17 protein-coding genes and 2 tRNA genes are annotated in these 15,465 nt (G+C 63.3%); 3 read left to right on the top strand and 16 right to left on the bottom strand.

The window, feature by feature from the left end; genetic code table 11:
* Positions 1–130: 130 nt before the first annotated feature.
* Positions 131–373, bottom strand: a complete 243-nt coding sequence (locus KHN96_RS19565; RefSeq protein WP_373271734.1) for a carboxymuconolactone decarboxylase family protein — start codon at positions 371–373, stop codon at positions 131–133.
* Here KHN96_RS19565 and KHN96_RS22845 point away from each other — a divergent pair.
* Positions 362–451, top strand: a complete 90-nt coding sequence (locus KHN96_RS22845) for an AraC family transcriptional regulator (RefSeq protein WP_233902577.1) — start codon at positions 362–364, stop codon at positions 449–451. The two genes, KHN96_RS19565 and KHN96_RS22845, sit on opposite strands and share 12 nt — an antisense overlap.
* Positions 452–487: 36 nt before the next feature.
* Positions 488–564, top strand: a tRNA-Pro gene (locus KHN96_RS19560).
* Positions 565–653: 89 nt separating this feature from the next.
* Here KHN96_RS19560 and KHN96_RS19555 read toward each other — a convergent pair.
* From KHN96_RS19555 to KHN96_RS19485, 15 genes are all read right to left on the bottom strand, one after another.
* Positions 654–1,076 carry a MerR family transcriptional regulator gene (locus tag KHN96_RS19555; protein WP_062738477.1) on the bottom strand — a complete coding sequence of 141 codons (423 nt, stop codon included), beginning with the start codon at positions 1,074–1,076 and terminating at the stop codon, positions 654–656.
* A 33-nt stretch (positions 1,077–1,109) separates the two neighbouring features.
* Positions 1,110–1,523: an integration host factor subunit alpha gene (locus KHN96_RS19550; protein ID WP_045786988.1), complete on the bottom strand. Its 414-nt coding sequence runs from the start codon at positions 1,521–1,523 to the stop codon at positions 1,110–1,112.
* A 74-nt stretch (positions 1,524–1,597) separates the two neighbouring features.
* Positions 1,598–4,027, bottom strand: coding sequence for a phenylalanine--tRNA ligase subunit beta (gene pheT, locus KHN96_RS19545; protein WP_062738476.1), 2,430 nt, complete (start codon positions 4,025–4,027; stop codon positions 1,598–1,600).
* 56 nt (positions 4,028–4,083) lie between these two features.
* Complete coding sequence (pheS, locus tag KHN96_RS19540; protein WP_045786990.1) at positions 4,084–5,118, bottom strand: phenylalanine--tRNA ligase subunit alpha; 1,035 nt, start codon at positions 5,116–5,118, stop codon at positions 4,084–4,086.
* 140 nt (positions 5,119–5,258) lie between these two features.
* Positions 5,259–5,615, bottom strand: a complete 357-nt coding sequence (rplT, locus tag KHN96_RS19535; RefSeq protein WP_039597500.1) for a 50S ribosomal protein L20 — start codon at positions 5,613–5,615, stop codon at positions 5,259–5,261.
* 25 nt (positions 5,616–5,640) lie between these two features.
* Positions 5,641–5,838 (bottom strand): 50S ribosomal protein L35, encoded by a 198-nt coding sequence (rpmI, locus tag KHN96_RS19530; RefSeq protein WP_004636003.1) that lies wholly within the window; start codon positions 5,836–5,838, stop codon positions 5,641–5,643.
* A gap of 167 nt (positions 5,839–6,005) precedes the next feature.
* Positions 6,006–6,542 carry a translation initiation factor IF-3 gene (infC, locus tag KHN96_RS19525; RefSeq protein WP_082062890.1) on the bottom strand — a complete coding sequence of 179 codons (537 nt, stop codon included), beginning with the start codon at positions 6,540–6,542 and terminating at the stop codon, positions 6,006–6,008.
* Between the two features lie 28 nt (positions 6,543–6,570).
* Positions 6,571–8,478 (bottom strand): threonine--tRNA ligase, encoded by a 1,908-nt coding sequence (thrS, locus tag KHN96_RS19520; protein WP_102079857.1) that lies wholly within the window; start codon positions 8,476–8,478, stop codon positions 6,571–6,573.
* 362 nt (positions 8,479–8,840) lie between these two features.
* A tRNA-Val gene (locus KHN96_RS19515) sits at positions 8,841–8,917 on the bottom strand.
* A gap of 22 nt (positions 8,918–8,939) precedes the next feature.
* Positions 8,940–11,177 (bottom strand): RelA/SpoT family protein, encoded by a 2,238-nt coding sequence (locus KHN96_RS19510; RefSeq protein ID WP_062738474.1) that lies wholly within the window; start codon positions 11,175–11,177, stop codon positions 8,940–8,942.
* A gap of 27 nt (positions 11,178–11,204) precedes the next feature.
* A complete protein-coding gene (locus tag KHN96_RS19505; protein WP_062738532.1) occupies positions 11,205–11,573 on the bottom strand; it encodes a RidA family protein in 369 nt (122 codons plus the stop codon).
* 31 nt (positions 11,574–11,604) lie between these two features.
* Positions 11,605–12,474, bottom strand: a complete 870-nt coding sequence (locus KHN96_RS19500) for an alpha/beta fold hydrolase (protein WP_045786994.1) — start codon at positions 12,472–12,474, stop codon at positions 11,605–11,607.
* 143 nt (positions 12,475–12,617) lie between these two features.
* Positions 12,618–13,397, bottom strand: coding sequence for a 3-hydroxybutyrate dehydrogenase (locus KHN96_RS19495; RefSeq protein ID WP_045786995.1), 780 nt, complete (start codon positions 13,395–13,397; stop codon positions 12,618–12,620).
* A 13-nt stretch (positions 13,398–13,410) separates the two neighbouring features.
* Complete coding sequence (locus KHN96_RS19490; RefSeq protein WP_045786996.1) at positions 13,411–14,046, bottom strand: 3-oxoacid CoA-transferase subunit B; 636 nt, start codon at positions 14,044–14,046, stop codon at positions 13,411–13,413.
* A gap of 10 nt (positions 14,047–14,056) precedes the next feature.
* The gene (locus KHN96_RS19485; protein WP_045786997.1) at positions 14,057–14,758 is read right to left on the bottom strand and encodes a CoA transferase subunit A; all 702 of its coding nucleotides are present in this window, start codon (positions 14,756–14,758) and stop codon (positions 14,057–14,059) included.
* 152 nt (positions 14,759–14,910) lie between these two features.
* Here KHN96_RS19485 and KHN96_RS19480 point away from each other — a divergent pair, with 152 nt between their 5' ends.
* A complete protein-coding gene (locus KHN96_RS19480) occupies positions 14,911–15,456 on the top strand; it encodes a LuxR C-terminal-related transcriptional regulator (protein ID WP_045786998.1) in 546 nt (181 codons plus the stop codon).
* Positions 15,457–15,465: the final 9 nt, after the last annotated feature.

The following is a 15,465-nucleotide window of genomic DNA, read 5'->3' as shown; positions in this document are numbered from 1 at the left end:
GGAAACCCGCCAAAAACCGCCCTGCACGGGCGAAATCCGGCTCGAAAGCGACGCCAGGCCGGCGCCACGATGCCGCAATCCGGGCGGCAGAGCGGGTTGTTCAGACCTTCCCTAGTGTGCGGCTCGGCGCTCAGGCGTTTTCATACGCCTGCACGGCGTCCATCACGCGTGCCGAATAGACCAGGGCCGCGCCGGCATTGAGCGAGATCGCCACGCTCAGCGCATACGCAATCTCGTCATGTGTCGCGCCATGCGTGAGCGCCTGCGCCGTGTGCACCGTGATACAGCCATCGCAGCGCGTGGTCACCGCCACGATCAGCTGACGCACACGCGCCAGAGCGTCGGAGAGATCGGCGCACGTGTGGGCTACCAATCCGAAGCCGCATTCAACAAGGCATTCCAACAGCAACTCGGAATGACGCCGGCAAGGTATCGGCGCGCAACCCACTAGTCACCGATGAGGTGCCTCTGTTATACTTTCAGGCTTCGGGGCGTAGCGCAGCCTGGTAGCGTACCTGCATGGGGTGCAGGTGGTCGGAGGTTCAAATCCTCTCGCCCCGACCAAACAAAAGCCCGCGTAACGGATGACGTTACGCGGGCTTTTTCATGTCCGCCTATCCGGCGTCGGCGATGTGTGGGAAGGCGGTATCCGTCTACGGCTTGTCCGGCCGCAGCACATCGAGCACTGCCATCAGCGCCTGGCGCAATCCCTGCACATCGACTGAACCGCCGATGGCGGGCCGCTGTGGGGCGGCGACTTCCTTCTCCGGCGCTTCGGTCTCGGCCGGCGCTGCGCCATGCCGCAGTTCATCCAACCGGTTGCGCGCGCCGTTGATCGTGAAGCCCTGCTCATACAGCAGTTCACGAATCCGCCGGATCAGCAGCACTTCATGATGCTGGTAGTACCGGCGATTGCCGCGCCGCTTGACCGGCTTGAGCTGGGTGAATTCCTGCTCCCAATAGCGCAGCACGTGCGGCTTCACGGCGCACAGATCGCTGACCTCACCAATCGTGAAGTAGCGTTTGGCAGGAATGGGCGGCAGGTTGACCCGCTCCGTGTGTTTATCGGCGGCCATGAAGGGCTGGCGAAAGAAACGGAATGAAGGGAATTACGCAGCGCTCACCGGCAGCGGCTCGGCGCGCTCTTCGACAAGCGCCTTGAGCTTCTGGCTCGCATGGAACGTGACGACACGGCGTGCGGTGATCGGGATGATCTCGCCGGTCTTCGGATTGCGGCCGGGGCGCTGCGGCTTGTCGCGCAACTGGAAGTTGCCGAAGCCGGACAGCTTGACGCTGTCGCCTTGCTCGAGCGCCTCGCGAATCACGTCGAAGAACGCCTCGACCATGTCCTTCGACTCGCGCTTGTTCAGGCCGACCTGCTCGAACAGCATCTCGGCGAGTTCGGCCTTGGTGAGTGTCGGCACATCGTGGCCGCGCGCATCCCGCGTCTCGGCGAGTGCCGAAGAAGAACCGAGCGGGTCGCCCAGGGAAGCCGCCAACGCGGGCGCGTGTTGATCGTTCATAGATTCGCTTGCGTGATCGAGCTCGGATACAGAGGTTCGTTCGTGTCTGTAGCGCAGCGCGGACGTCAAAGACGTCAGGCGCGCAGGCGCGCGCCGAATGCATCGCCGGCCGCCCGAATCAGTTGCTGTGTGGCGGCCTCGACAATGTCGTCCTGGAGGGTGCTGTCAGTATCTTGCAACGTAATTCTGAAGGCAAGGCTTTTCTCCTGCGCGCCAATGGCCGCCGTCGCCGCTTTCGGGCGGAACTCATCGAACAGCACGACGCCCTGCAGATAACGCTGCCACGGGGTGCCAACCGCCGCCTTTTCGAACGTGTCGACCAGGTCCTGCACCGCCACATCCTGACGCACGACCAGCGCGATGTCGCGCGTCACGGCGGGCACGCGCGGCACTTCGCGATACGTCGGCAGACCGACGGCAGTGATGGCCTCCAACTCGAGTTCCCAGACCACGGGTGCGGTCGGCAGATCGTACTTCTGCAACCAGCGCGGATGCAGCTCGCCGATCCAGCCGATCGCGCGGCCATTCAGCACCACCCGTGCAGAGCGCCCCGGATGCAGCGCGGGATGCTCAGCGCGTTCGAAACGCGCCTGGAGCGGCCACAGCAGCGATTCGACATCGCCCTTCACGTCGAAGAAATCAACGCCGCGCGTCTGCACGCCCCACTGCTCTTCCTTCGCGGGGCCGTAGGCAATACCCCCGGCCATCATCGGCTGTGCATAGCCCGCCACCGACAGACCGCCATCCGCAACGCTGGCATCGCGATGGAACACGCGGCCGACTTCGAACATGCGCACGCGCGAAGCCTTGCGGTTCAGGTTGTAGCGCACCTTGTCGACGAGGCCGCCGATGAGCGTGCTGCGCATCACCGAATACTGACTGGCGATCGGGTTCAGCAGCGGAATCGGGTTGCTGTTGCCGGCGAAGTCGGTTTCCCAAGCGGTCTCGACGAAGGCGAAGTTGACGACTTCGTGATAGTCGCGCGCGGCCACGGCGTGACGCACATCATGCATCGTGCGCCGCGCTTCGTTGGTCGGGCGCATGGCGTTTTCGGCAACCGGCGGCTTGGCCGGAATCTGCTCGAAACCATAGATGCGCGCGACCTCCTCGATGAGGTCCTCCTCGATCTCGATGTCGAAGCGATACGACGGCGGCTCGACGATGAACACATCACCTTCCACGCTGAACGTGAGGCCCAGACGTTTGAACACATCGGCCACGACTTCATGCGAAAGGGCGATGCCGAGCACGCGCGCCGCCCGGGCCACGCGCATGCGCACCGGCTCGCGCTTGGGCAGGTTGACGATCTGGTCATCGATCGGGCCTGCCTGGCCGCCGCAGATCTCGAGGATCAGCGCGCTGATGCGCTCGATGTGTTCGACGGTGGTGGCATAGTCAACGCCACGCTCGAAGCGGTGGCCGGCATCGGTCGAGAAGTTGTAGCGGCGCGCACGGCCCTGGATGGCTTCCGGCCACCAGAATGCGGCTTCGACGTAAATGTTCTGCGTGTCCAGCGTGACGGCGGTCTTGTCGCCGCCCATGATGCCGGCGAGGCTTTCGATGGCCTGCTCGTCGGCAATCACGCCGACCTTCTCATCGACGGTGATGGTCTCGCCGTTGAGCAGCTTCAGTTGTTCGCCAGCCTTGCCCCAGCGCACCGTCAGGCCGCCGTGGATCTTGTCCAGGTCGAACACGTGCGACGGACGGCCCAGCTCCAGCATCACGTAATTCGAAATATCGACCAGCGCCGACACGCTGCGCATGCCCGCGCGCTCGATGCGCGACACCATCCAGGCCGGCGTCTTCGCGTGCGCATTCACACCGCGGATGATGCGGCCCGAAAAACGACCGCACAGGTCCGGCGCCTCCACCTTGACCGGCAGCTTGTCGGCCAGCGTCACCGCCACGGGCGCCATCGACGGCACCGTGATGGGCGCGCCCGTCAGCGCGGACACCTCACGCGCCACGCCATGGATCGACAGGCAGTCGGCCTTGTTGGGCGTGAGCTTGATGACAAAGATCTGGTCGTCCAGATCGAGCACCTTGCGGATGTCCTCGCCCACCGGCGTGTCTTCCGGCAGGATCAGCAGACCGCCGTGGTCTTCCGACAGCTTCAGCTCGCGGGCAGAGCACAGCATGCCGTAGCTCTCCACGCCACGAAGCTTGCCGACCTTGATCTTGAACGGCTTGCCCTCTTCGCCCGGCGGCAGCTCGGCGCCCACCAGCGCACAGGGCACCTTGATGCCAACCGACACGTTCGGCGCACCGCAGACGATCTGCAGCAATTCGCCCGTGCCCGCATCGACCTTGCACACATTCAGGCGGTCGGCGTCCGGATGCTTGTTCACCTCCACTACATGGCCGACCACGATCTTCGTGAACGGCGGCGCGACAGGGTCGACCTCTTCCACTTCAAGACCCGCCATCGTCAGACGATGGGACAGTTCATCGGTGGTGATCGGCGGATTGACGAAACTGCGAAGCCAGGATTCCGGAAATTGCATGGCGCGACGAAAAGAAGAATTCGATGGACGGGGCGACGAGAATCAGCGAACGAGGTTTATGCGAACTGGCGCAGGAAACGCACGTCGCCCTCGAAGAACAGGCGCAGATCGTTGATGCCATAGCGCAGCATCGTCAGGCGCTCCAGGCCGGAGCCGAACGCGAAGCCGATGTAGCGCTCGGGGTCCAGGCCCATGTTGCGCACCACGGTCGGGTGCACCTGGCCGGAGCCGGAAATCTCCAGCCATTTACCGTTGCCGAATGCCATGTCGATCTCGGCCGACGGCTCGGTAAACGGGAAATACGACGGGCGGAAGCGCACCTGGATGTCGTCGCGCTCGAAGAAGTTGCGCAGGAAATCGGTATAGACGCCCTTCAGGTCGGCAAAGCTGATGTTGTCTGCAATCCAGAGGCCTTCGACCTGATGGAACATCGGCGAGTGTGTGGCGTCGCTGTCGACGCGGTACGTACGCCCCGGCGCAATGACCTTGATCGGCGGAATGCGGTCGAGGTGCTTGTACTTCTCGACGTGCATGCGGGCATAGCGCACCTGCATCGGGCTGGTGTGGGTGCGCAGCAGCAGGAGCTTGTCTTCGCTGTCGCGACCGTCGATGTAGAACGTGTCCTGCATCGAGCGCGCCGGGTGGTTGTCCGGGTTATTCAGCGCCGTGAAGTTCATCCAGTCGGATTCGATTTCAGGGCCGTCGGCCACATCGAAACCGATCGAACCGAAAATCTTGGCGACGCGCTCCCAAGTGTTCATCACCGGGTGCAGACTGCCCTCGGCCACGTCGCGGCCGGGCAGCGTCACATCGATGGCCTCGGCCGCGAGGCGGGCGTTCATGAGCGCATCGGCCAGGGCCTGCCGGCGCGCGTTCAACGCTTCTTCCACGCGGCTTTTCGCCTGGTTGATGCGCGCGCCTTCGGTCTTGCGCGTCTGCGGATCGAGCTTGCCGAGGCCCTTGAGCAAGTCGGTCAGCACGCCGGACTTGCCGAGAAAGCGCGCCTTCTCGTTTTCCAGCGAGGCGTTGTCCTGCACGGAGGCAAACGCGTTTTGGGCATCGGCGACGACTTGATCCAGATCCAGTGACATGGGAAGGCGAGCGAAAAGAATTCGGAGGATTCGGTCCGCGGAATGCGCGGAATAAAAAACGGGGCTCGGTGAGAGCCCCGTCAGGGTGACCAGCCGGCACGCTGCTGGGCAATTCCAGCGGCCTGCCCGGCCAATCCAATTCAGGCGACGTTGGCTTTCACCTGGTTCACGATGGCGGCAAATGCCACCTTGTCGTGAATGGCCATGTCCGACAGCACCTTGCGGTCCAGTTCGATGGACGCCTTCTTCAGGCCGTTCATGAACTTGCTGTAGGTCAGACCATGCTCGCGGGCGCCAGCGTTGATACGTGCAATCCAGAGGGCGCGGAACACGCGCTTCTTGTTGCGACGATCGCGGTAGGCGTACTGGCCAGCACGCATGACCGCCTGCTTGGCGATGCGATAGACGTTATTGCGGCGGCCGCGGTAACCCTTGGCAGCGTTGATAACCTTCTTGTGACGGGCCCGCGCTGTGACCCCACGTTTTACTCGAGGCATGGAATTCTCCTTTCGTAGTCAGGGGTTAGGCGTACGGCATCATTGCGCGAACGGACTTCAGGTTCGTCTCATGGACGCCCTCGGTACCGCGCAGGTGACGCTTGTTCTTGGTGGTCTTCTTGGTCAGGATGTGACGCTTGAAGGCTTGGCCACGTTTGATCGTGCCACCAGGACGGGCAGTAAAGCGCTTGGAGGCGCTTTTCTTCGTCTTCATCTTCGGCATGGAACAACTCCGTTTTTGACATGAAGCCAGGTGGACGGCTGGCGCCGACACTTGCATGACCCGGACTCACTTGTTGTATCGCGACGGGCTTTGCAGACCATCGCGTTTTCCGACGTTTCCGTCAGGAACCTGCTCAGCGCGGCCGGAATCGTCCAGCCGCCACTGCATTACTTTTTCTTCTTGGGCGCCAACATCATCACGGCCTGGCGACCTTCCATCTTCGGCATCTGTTCGACCTGACCGAATTCCTCCAGGTCAGTCTTCAGGCGCTCGAGCATGCGCATGCCGATTTCCTGGTGAGCCATTTCGCGGCCACGGAAACGCAGCGTGATCTTGGTGCGATCCCCGTCTTCCAGGAAGCGCTTCAGGTTGCGCAGCTTGACGTCGTAGTCACCATCGTCGGTACCCGGGCGGAATTTGACTTCCTTCACCTGGATGACCTTCTGCTTCAGCTTGGCCTCGTGGGCCTTCTTCTGCTCCTGATACTTGAACTTGCCATAGTCCATCAGGCGGCAGACTGGCGGCTGCGCAGTCGGCGCGATCTCGACCAGATCGACGTCCTTTTCTTCCGCCATGCGCAGAGCTTCCTGCAGCTTGACGATGCCGATCTGTTCCCCTTCAACCCCGGTCAGCCGGATTTCCGGCGCAGTGATTTCGCGGTTGATGCGGTGAGATTTATCGGTAGCGATGTTGAATGTCCTCAAAGAAGCAAAAAAACAAGCCGTGCCCAGCTCATGACTTGTTGGCGAGATCGTTCTGCAGTCGCTCAACGAACGCCGACAGCGGCATGGAGCCTAGATCGACGTTGCCACGGGCACGCACGGCCACCTGATTTTCATCCCGCTCTTTGTCGCCCACCACAACCTGGTAGGGGACCTTCTGCATGGAATGCTCGCGGATTTTATACCCAATCTTCTCGTTCCGCAAATCGACGATCGCCCTAAATCCTTGTTTTTGCAGGGATTGCACAACGGATTGTGCATACTCGGCGTGCGAATCGGTGATGGCGAGCACCGCCACCTGCACCGGCGAAAGCCAGGTCGGCAGCGCGCCGGCGTATTGCTCGATCAGGATACCGATGAAGCGCTCGAGGCTGCCGACGATGGCCCGGTGCAGCATGATCGGGCGGTGGCGCGCGCCATCCTCGCCGACGAACTCGGCGTCCAGGCGCTCCGGCAGGTTCGGGTCGACCTGGATCGTGCCGCATTGCCATTGCCGACCAAGTGCATCTTTGAGCACATATTCGATCTTCGGCCCATAGAACGCCCCTTCGCCGGGCAAATACTCGAACTCGCAGCCGGACGCACGCAGACCTTCAGCCAGGGCCGCCTCAGCACGGTCCCAGCTCTCGTCGGAGCCGATGCGCTTTTCAGGGCGCGTCGACAACTTGTACAGAATCTCGGTAAAGCCGAAATCCTTGTAGACCTTCTGCAGCAGCGTCGTGAAGGCCGTCACTTCGGACTGGATCATGTCTTCCGTGCAGAAGATATGGCCGTCGTCCTGCGTGAAGCCGCGCACGCGCATGATGCCGTGCAGGCCGCCCGAGGGCTCGTTGCGGTGGCACGCGCCGAACTCGCCGAAGCGCAGCGGCAGATCGCGGTAGCTCTTGATGCCCTGCTTGTAGATGAGGATGTGGCCGGGGCAGTTCATCGGCTTGAGCGCGTATTCGCGCTTTTCCGATTCCGTGATGAACATGTTCTCGCGGTACTTGTCCCAGTGGCCGGTCTTTTCCCACAGCGACTTGTCGAGAATCTGCGGCCCCTTCACTTCCTGGTAGCCGTTCTCGCGGTACACGCGGCGCATGTACTGCTCGACCTCCTGCCACAGCGTCCAGCCCTTGGGGTGCCAGAACACCGTGCCGGGCGAGTACTCGTCGATGTGGAACAGGTCGAGTTCGCGGCCGAGCTTGCGGTGGTCACGCTTTTCGGCCTCTTCCAGCATGTGCAGGTAGGCGTCCTGGTCCTCCTTCTTGGCCCAGGCCGTGCCGTAAATGCGTTGGAGCATCTCGTTGTTGTGGTCGCCGCGCCAGTAGGCCCCGGCCACCTTCATGAGCTTGAAGACCTTCAGCTTGCCGGTGGACGGCACGTGCGGGCCGCGGCACAGGTCGACGAAGTTGCCCTCGCGGTACAGGCCGATTTCCTGATCCTCCGGAATCGACGCGATGATCTCGGCCTTGTACTTCTCGCCCATGCCTTCGAACAGCTTGATGGCGTCGTCGCGGCTCCAGACTTCACGCGTGACCTTCTCGTCCTTCTTGGCCAGCTCGGTCATCTTCTTTTCGATGGCGACGAGATCTTCCGGCGTGAAGGGACGCTTGTAGGCGAAGTCGTAGTAGAAGCCGTTTTCGATGACCGGACCGATCGTGACCTGTGCGTCGGGATACAGCTCCTTGACGGCGTAGGCCAGCAAGTGCGCGGTCGAATGGCGAATCACGTCGATGCCGTCGGCGTCCTTGTCGGTGATGATGGCCAGCTTGGCGTCGCGGTCGATGGTGTAGCTCGTGTCGACCAGCTGGCCGTCCACGCGGCCAGCCAATGCGGCCTTGGCCAGGCCCGCACCGATGCTCTGCGCCACTTCGGCGACCGTGACGGGGCCCGGAAACTCACGCCGGGAACCGTCCGGCAACGTGATTGCGATCATGCTTGCTCCTGTGAGTCACCGTCGCGCTTTTGAGGCTCGCGGCGGTCGTCATTCTGTGGTGCGCCTCGCCGGGTGGCGTGGCAGGTTATCGAATCGGCGCTTCGAAGCGCTTTCAGCCGGGTCGCCGCGCACGACACCAAAACGCGGACGAAAAAAAAACGCGGCCAAGGCCGCGTTTTCATTTGCGCTGACTACCGCTTGGGCAGACCGCAAAGGGCGAAAACCGCACCTTGACTACTGTCGCTCCGAAGCGGTGGTAGTTCGCGGTGCCTGGATCATGTTTCGCCTTGTATGCAGTTGTACGGAACGAACCGAGGGATGACGGCTTGCACACCCTACCCGACGCGTCCTGCTAAATGCGTTGGTAGGCTCGATTGGACTCGAACCAACGACCCCCACCATGTCAAGGTGGTGCTCTAACCAGCTGAGCTACGAGCCTGCCGAAAGACGAAACTATACCATCACTTTCGCCGCGCTGACAATACCCCCGTAACTTCCTCGATTAATGTGAGGGCGCGCTGCAGTTGTGTGGCCTCCGCCACCTCGGCCGTGAACTGCATCTTGGCAACGCCCTTGCTCGAGAGCGTGCGCACGCCTGTCACGTTGATCTTCTCGCGCGAGAGGATTTCCGAGATATCGCGCAACAGCCCCTGGCGGTCCAGCGCCTCCACGTGGATATCGATCGGGTACACCGAATCGCTGCGCTGGCCCCACTCGGTCTGGATCACCCGCCCCGGCGCGCGTGCGGCGAGCTGCTGGAACGTCGCACAGCTCTGCCGGTGGATCGACACGCCCCGCCCGCGCGTGACAAACCCGACGATCGGGTCCGGCGGCGCGGGCTTGCAGCAGCGCGACATCTGCGTGAGCAGCGAATCCACGCCAACAACGAGCACCCCGCTCTTGGCGCCGCGCGCGACGCTGGTGGCCTTGCTCTTCTTGGTGATCGACGCCTCATCGTCCACCGGCGGAGGCGGCGGCGCGCCGTCGGAGCGCAGGACGGCCTCGACGCGGCGCAGGCTCAGCTCGTCCTTGGCGACAACGGCGTACAGGTCATCCGGCGACTTGAAGCCGAGCTTGGCCGCGAGGTCCTCCAGGTTGACCGCCGTCTTGCCTTCGCGCTGGAGCGTCTTGTCGATGAGTGCGCGGCCCTGCGCCAGCGTCTCTTCCAGCTCGAGCGCATTGAACCAGGCGCGCACCTTCGTCTTGGCGCGGCTGCTCACCAGATAGCGCAGCTCGGGGTTGAGCCAGTCACGTGACGGCCCGCCCTGCTTGACGGTGACGATCTCCACCGTCTGCCCGTTCTTGAGCGGCGTGTTCAGCGGCACCATGGCGCCATCGACGCGCGCGCCCCGGCAACGATGGCCCAGATCGCTGTGCAGGTAATACGCAAAGTCGACCGGCGTCGCGCCTTGCGGCAAGGCGATGACGCGGGCCTGCGGCGTCAGCACGTAGATGTGGTCGTCCAGCTCGGTGTGCTTGAGCTGCTCCCACGGAGAGTCTTCATGCGCGACGGTGTGCTCGGCATCATCCTTCCAGGCGAGGAGCTGGCGCAGCCAGGCGATCTTCTCGTCGTAGCGCTCGCTCGCTGAGAACTGGCCGGTGTAGCCTTTGCTGCCGGCCTCCTTGTAACGCCAGTGCGCGGCGACGCCGTACTCCGCAAAGTGATGCATCTCGCGCGTGCGGATCTGCACCTCCAGCGCGCGGCCGTCGTCGCCGATCACGACCGTGTGCAGCGACATGTAGCCGTTGGCCTTCGGGCGCGAGATGTAGTCATCGAACTCCTTCGGGATCGGCTGCCACATGTGGTGCACGAAGCCGAGCACCGTATAGCACTCCTTGATGTCGTCGACGATCACGCGAAACGCGCGCACGTCGTACAGGTCGGCAAAGTCGAGCTCCTTGCCGCGCATCTTCTTCCAGATGCTGTAGATGTGCTTGGGCCGGCCGCTCACCTCGGCCTGGATGCCGGCGTCGTGCAGTGTCTTCTGCAACTTCGCAATGGCCTCGCCAATGAACTTCTCGCGCTCGATGCGCTTTTCATCGAGCAGCCGCGCGATGCGCTTGTAGGTGTCGGGGTCTTCAAAGCGGAAGCCGAGGTCTTCGAGCTCCCACTTGAGTTGCCAGATGCCGAGGCGGTTGGCCAGCGGCGCGTAGACGTCGAGCGTCTCGCGTGCCATGCCGTCGGGCGCGGGGCGCTTGTTCTGCGCCAGCCAGCGCAACGACTGCAGCCGCGACGCCAGCCGGATCAGCACCACGCGGATGTCCTGCGCAAACGCGAGCAACATCTTGCGCAGCGCCTCGACCTGCGCCCGGCGCGCTTCGGCTTCATTCTTGCGCGTGATGCTGGCATCGTTGGGGCTGGCGACGCCCGCGATTGCGCCGATGCGCAGCAACTGCCGCACATCGTGCACGAGCTTGGCCACCTCGGCGCCGAATGCGGGCTCGAGCGTTTTTTCGCCGTCCACGGCCAGTGTGGGCAACAGGAACAGCGCGGCCGCCTGCAGCGACGGCGTATCGACACGCAGCGCCTCGAGTACGGCAATGGTGCCGCGCGCGTGCGACTCCAGCGGCTCGCCGGTGAGCGTAACATGATCGCCCGCGTTGGCCGCCAGGTATTCGATCGCCCGTGCAACCTGTTCTGCCGCCGAGGTTGCCACCTGCCCGGCCGCCTCGGCCGGCCGGTCGGTCTTGTTCTCCATGATGCGTCCTGCTGTGACGCGACGGGCTCAGGTCTTCTGTGCAGCCGTCACGACGATTTCGATGCGGTACTTCGGGTTGGCCAGCGCGGCCTGCACCGTGGCGCGCGGCGGCGAATTCTTGGAATCGGCGGCGACCCACTGGTCCCACACCTTATTCATCTCGCCAATCTCGGTGATGTCCTTCAGGAAGATCTGGCACATCAGGATGCGTGTCTTGTCGCTGCCATTGGAGGCCAGCACGCGGTCGATGATGGCGAGCACCTCGGCCGTCTGCTCAGCGATGCCGGCGTCCAGCGTGGTCTCCGGCACCTGGCCGGCCACATAGACGACGCCGTTGAAAACCGCGGCGTCGGAATAGCGATGCTCGACGTTGTAACGCTTCAGTTCAGTGCTCATCTTGCAAATCGAATCGGGTTCAGACAAACGGTCATTGACCGAGGAAGAACTTGCGGGCGATCGCCACCTGGTCCGGCTGGATGAAGGTGGGCGCATGCCCGACGTCGGGAATCTCCACCGTGTTCACGTGCTTTCCGCGCTGCATCATGGCTTCGACGGTTTCGCGCGTGAGCAGGTCGGACTGCGCGCCGCGCACGACCATCACGTCACCCGGAATCGCCTCGAACAGCTTCCACAGCATGGCCTCGCCGGCGGCGATCATCTCGGGCGTCGTGCTCTTGAACGCCTCGGCCAGGCGCGGATCGTAGTGCAGGATCCATTCGCCGCCCTGTGGCTTGAGAATCGCGGCATTGAGTTCGCGCCATTGCTCCGGCGAGTGCGGCCCGAACGACGCGCTGATGGTCTTCAGATACGCCAGCCCTTCGTCGAACGTCTTGAAGCGGACGTTCAGACCAAGGTAGTCGCCAATGCGCGCCAACGACGACTCGGTCACACGCGGCCCCACATCGTTCAGAAGCAGCTTGCGGATCGGCGAGTTCGGCAGGCCCGCGAGGCCCATGCCGATCAGCCCGCCCATCGACGTGCCGAACCAGTCAACCGATTCGACATTGAGCCGCGCCAGCAACGTCACCATGTCGGATACGTACTGCGGCAGCACGTAGCCTTTGGGATCGGCCAGCCAATCGGAACGCCCGCGCCCCACCACGTCGGGGCAGATGACGCGATAGTCGTTGCACAGCGCCCGCGCCAGCACGTCGAAATCGCGGCCGGTGCGCGTCAGGCCGTGCACGCACACCAGCACGCGCGGATTCTGCTGGTCGCCCCACTCGTGATACGCCATCCGGTGCAAGCCAGACGGGCTCAGGCACTGCACGAAAGCAAGGCGCGGCAAAACGGCCATGGACAACTCCTACACATGAACGGCTGGAGAACAAGGCCCGATTGTACGCGGCCCGGCGAGCATGCGGCGGCGCAACAGCGCATGCGGTCGCGGGCAACAAAAAAGCCTCGCCGCGGCGAGGCTTCTTGAACGCACCAGAACGCTTATTGCGCGACCCAGCCGCCATCCATGTTCCAGGCCACGCCGCGCACCTGTTCGGCCGCGTCGCTGCAGAGGAACACCGCCAGCGCGCCGAGCTGGTCGGGCGTGACGAACTCGCCCGAGGGCTGCTTTTCCATCAGCAGCTCCTTCTTGGCCTGCAGCGCAGGGATGCCCTCCTTCTCTGCACGCGCGTCGATTTGCTTCTGCACCAGCGGTGTCAGCACCCAGCCCGGGCAGATCGCGTTGGAGGTGATGCCGGTCTGGGCCGTCTCCAACGCCACCGACTTGGTCAAGCCGACAATGCCGTGCTTGGCCGCCACGTATGCAGACTTCTGCGCCGACGCCACCAGGCCATGCGCCGAAGCGATGTTGATGATGCGCCCCCAGTTCTTGCGCTTCATGCCCGGGATGGCCAGCCGTGTGGTGTGGAACGCCGAGCTCAGGTTGATGGCGATGATGGCGTCCCAGCGCTCGACCGGGAAATCCTCCACGTTGGCCACGTACTGGATGCCGGCGTTGTTGACCAGGATGTCCACGCCGCCGAACTCGGCTTCGGCATAGGCGAACATCGCTTCGATCTCGGCCGGCTTGCTCATGTCGGCGCCGTGATAGCCGATGCGGATGGCGTTCTTGCCTGCAGACGCGATCTGGGCCTTGGGCGCTTCCACATCGCCAAAGCCGTTCATGATGATGTTGGCACCCTGCGCGGCCAGCGCGCAGGCGATGCCCAGGCCGATCCCGCTGGTCGAGCCCGTGACGAGTGCGGTTTTTCCTTGCAGCATCGTGGTCTCCGGATTACAGCAGGTTCACGCCGGTCTTGGCCTGGATCTCTTCGCGCGACACGCCCGGCGCGGTCTCCACCAGGCGCAGGCCCTGCTCCGTCACGTCGATGACGCCCAGGTCCGTAATGATGCGATCGACCACGCCCACGCCGGTCAGCGGCAAGGTGCACTTGGGCAGGATCTTCAGGTCTTCGGTGCCGTCCTTCTTCTTGGCGGTGTGCTCCATTAGCACGATCACGCGCTTGACACCCGCCACGAGGTCCATCGCGCCGCCCATGCCCTTGACCATCTTGCCCGGGATCATCCAGTTGGCGAGATCACCCGTTTCGCTGACCTGCATCGCGCCGAGAATCGACAGATTGATCTTGCCGCCGCGGATCATCGCAAAGCTCTGGTCGCTGCCGAAGATGGCGCTGCCGGGCAGCGTGGTCACGGTCTGCTTGCCGGCGTTGATGAGGTCGGCGTCGACTTCGTCTTCGGTGGGGAACGGACCGATGCCGAGCATGCCGTTTTCGCTCTGCAGCCAGACTTCCTTGTCGCCGGTATGGTTGGCAACCAGCGTCGGGATGCCGATGCCGAGGTTCACGTAGAAGCCGTCTTGCAGTTCCTGGGCAGCGCGTGCCGCCATTTGGTCTTGGGTCCAGGCCATGTCGGTCTCCTTAGTTGGCTGCGCGGATGGTGCGCTTCTCGATGCGCTTCTCGGGCGTGGCATTCAGCACGATGCGGTGCACGTAGATGCCAGGCAGGTGGATGTCGTCCGGCGCAAGCTCGCCCAATTCCACGATCTTTTCAACTTCGACGATGCAGATCTTGCCGGCCGTGGCCGCAGCGGGGTTGAAGTTGCGTGCGGTCAGGTTGAAGCGCAGATTGCCGGACTTGTCGGCCACGGCCGCCTTGACCAGCGACACATCCGGCACGAGCGAGCGCTCCATGACGTAGGTCTCGCCGTCGAACTCGCGCAGCTCCTTGCCCTCGGCCACGATCGTGCCGACACCGGTCTTGGTAAAGAACGCCGGGATGCCCGCACCGCCAGCGCGCAACTTTTCGGCCAGCGTCCCCTGCGGCGTGAATTCGAGCTCGAGTTCACCGGCCAGGTACTGGCGCTCGAACTCCTTGTTCTCGCCCACGTAGGACGAAATCATTTTCTTGATCTGGCGGGTTTCCAGCAGCAGGCCGAGGCCAAAACCATCGACGCCCGCGTTGTTCGAGATGCAGGTCAGATTCTTGACGCCCGAGTCGCGCAGCGCGGCGATCAGCGCTTCCGGAATGCCGCACAGGCCGAAGCCGCCCACGGCGATGGTCTGGCCGTCCTTGACGACGCCCGCGAGCGCCTCATTGGCGCTGGCGAAGATTTTGTTCATGCGTGCTTCTCCTTGGTGGTCCAACACATCCGGCAGGGTTTTGACCGATCGCCCAGTTGGGGTTTGTGCGATGCAGCGCCGGAAAATAGTAACGATACAATCTGGCGAGAATACGCAAGCGTCGCGCGACGCAGCAATACGTACGAATACATATGCCCGCTCTCGACTATCAGACTGCATTCCAGCTTGCCCCGGTGGGCATGGTGATGTCCCGCGAGCGCGTCATGCTCGATGTCAACGACGAGGCCGCGCGCATCTTCGGCCACGCGCGCACGGCGATGATCGGGCAATCGTTTGAGCTGCTCTATCCGACACACGATGAATACGAGCGCACCGGCGCGCGCATCATCCCGGTCATGAACGCGCGCGGCAGCTATTCAGACGAGCGCATCATGAAGCGCGCCAACGGCGAGCTGTTCTGGTGCCACGTCACGGGCCGCGCGCTCGATCGCGCCAAGCCGCTGGGCGAAGGCATCTGGACCTTCGAGGATCTTTCCTCGCACCGCCCCGTCACCGCGGCCCTGACGCCACGCGAACGCGACATCGCCGCGCAGCTGGTGGAAGGGAAAACCAGCAAGCAGATCGGCAAGCAGCTGGAGATCAGCCCGCGCACGGTGGAAATCTACCGCGCGCGCCTGATGAAGAAGTACGCCGCCAACACGTCGCTGGAGCTCGTGCAGCGGCTGATGGGGCACTGAGCGGGCCGC

Source organism: Ralstonia mannitolilytica, from assembly GCF_905397375.1.
Lineage (GTDB): Bacteria > Pseudomonadota > Gammaproteobacteria > Burkholderiales > Burkholderiaceae > Ralstonia > Ralstonia mannitolilytica.
Note: the sequence above shows the minus strand (reverse complement) of the source record. Positions and strands in the feature narration are given on the sequence as shown.

What these genes read in the sequence shown, in the direction of transcription:
- KHN96_RS19555 (WP_062738477.1), bottom strand. Translation starts at nt 1,076, where the DNA reads ATGGCCGCCGATAAACACACGGAGCGGGTCAACCTGCCGCCCATTCCT.
- KHN96_RS19550 (WP_045786988.1), bottom strand. Translation starts at nt 1,523, where the DNA reads ATGAACGATCAACACGCGCCCGCGTTGGCGGCTTCCCTGGGCGACCCG.
- pheT (WP_062738476.1), bottom strand. Translation starts at nt 4,027, where the DNA reads ATGCAATTTCCGGAATCCTGGCTTCGCAGTTTCGTCAATCCGCCGATC.
- pheS (WP_045786990.1), bottom strand. Translation starts at nt 5,118, where the DNA reads ATGTCACTGGATCTGGATCAAGTCGTCGCCGATGCCCAAAACGCGTTT.
- rplT (WP_039597500.1), bottom strand. Translation starts at nt 5,615, where the DNA reads ATGCCTCGAGTAAAACGTGGGGTCACAGCGCGGGCCCGTCACAAGAAG.
- rpmI (WP_004636003.1), bottom strand. Translation starts at nt 5,838, where the DNA reads ATGCCGAAGATGAAGACGAAGAAAAGCGCCTCCAAGCGCTTTACTGCC.
- thrS (WP_102079857.1), bottom strand. Translation starts at nt 8,478, where the DNA reads ATGATCGCAATCACGTTGCCGGACGGTTCCCGGCGTGAGTTTCCGGGC.
- KHN96_RS19510 (WP_062738474.1), bottom strand. Translation starts at nt 11,177, where the DNA reads ATGGAGAACAAGACCGACCGGCCGGCCGAGGCGGCCGGGCAGGTGGCA.
- KHN96_RS19505 (WP_062738532.1), bottom strand. Translation starts at nt 11,573, where the DNA reads ATGAGCACTGAACTGAAGCGTTACAACGTCGAGCATCGCTATTCCGAC.
- KHN96_RS19500 (WP_045786994.1), bottom strand. Translation starts at nt 12,474, where the DNA reads ATGGCCGTTTTGCCGCGCCTTGCTTTCGTGCAGTGCCTGAGCCCGTCT.
- KHN96_RS19495 (WP_045786995.1), bottom strand. Translation starts at nt 13,397, where the DNA reads ATGCTGCAAGGAAAAACCGCACTCGTCACGGGCTCGACCAGCGGGATC.
- KHN96_RS19490 (WP_045786996.1), bottom strand. Translation starts at nt 14,046, where the DNA reads ATGGCCTGGACCCAAGACCAAATGGCGGCACGCGCTGCCCAGGAACTG.
- KHN96_RS19485 (WP_045786997.1), bottom strand. Translation starts at nt 14,758, where the DNA reads ATGAACAAAATCTTCGCCAGCGCCAATGAGGCGCTCGCGGGCGTCGTC.
- KHN96_RS19480 (WP_045786998.1), top strand. Translation starts at nt 14,911, where the DNA reads ATGCCCGCTCTCGACTATCAGACTGCATTCCAGCTTGCCCCGGTGGGC.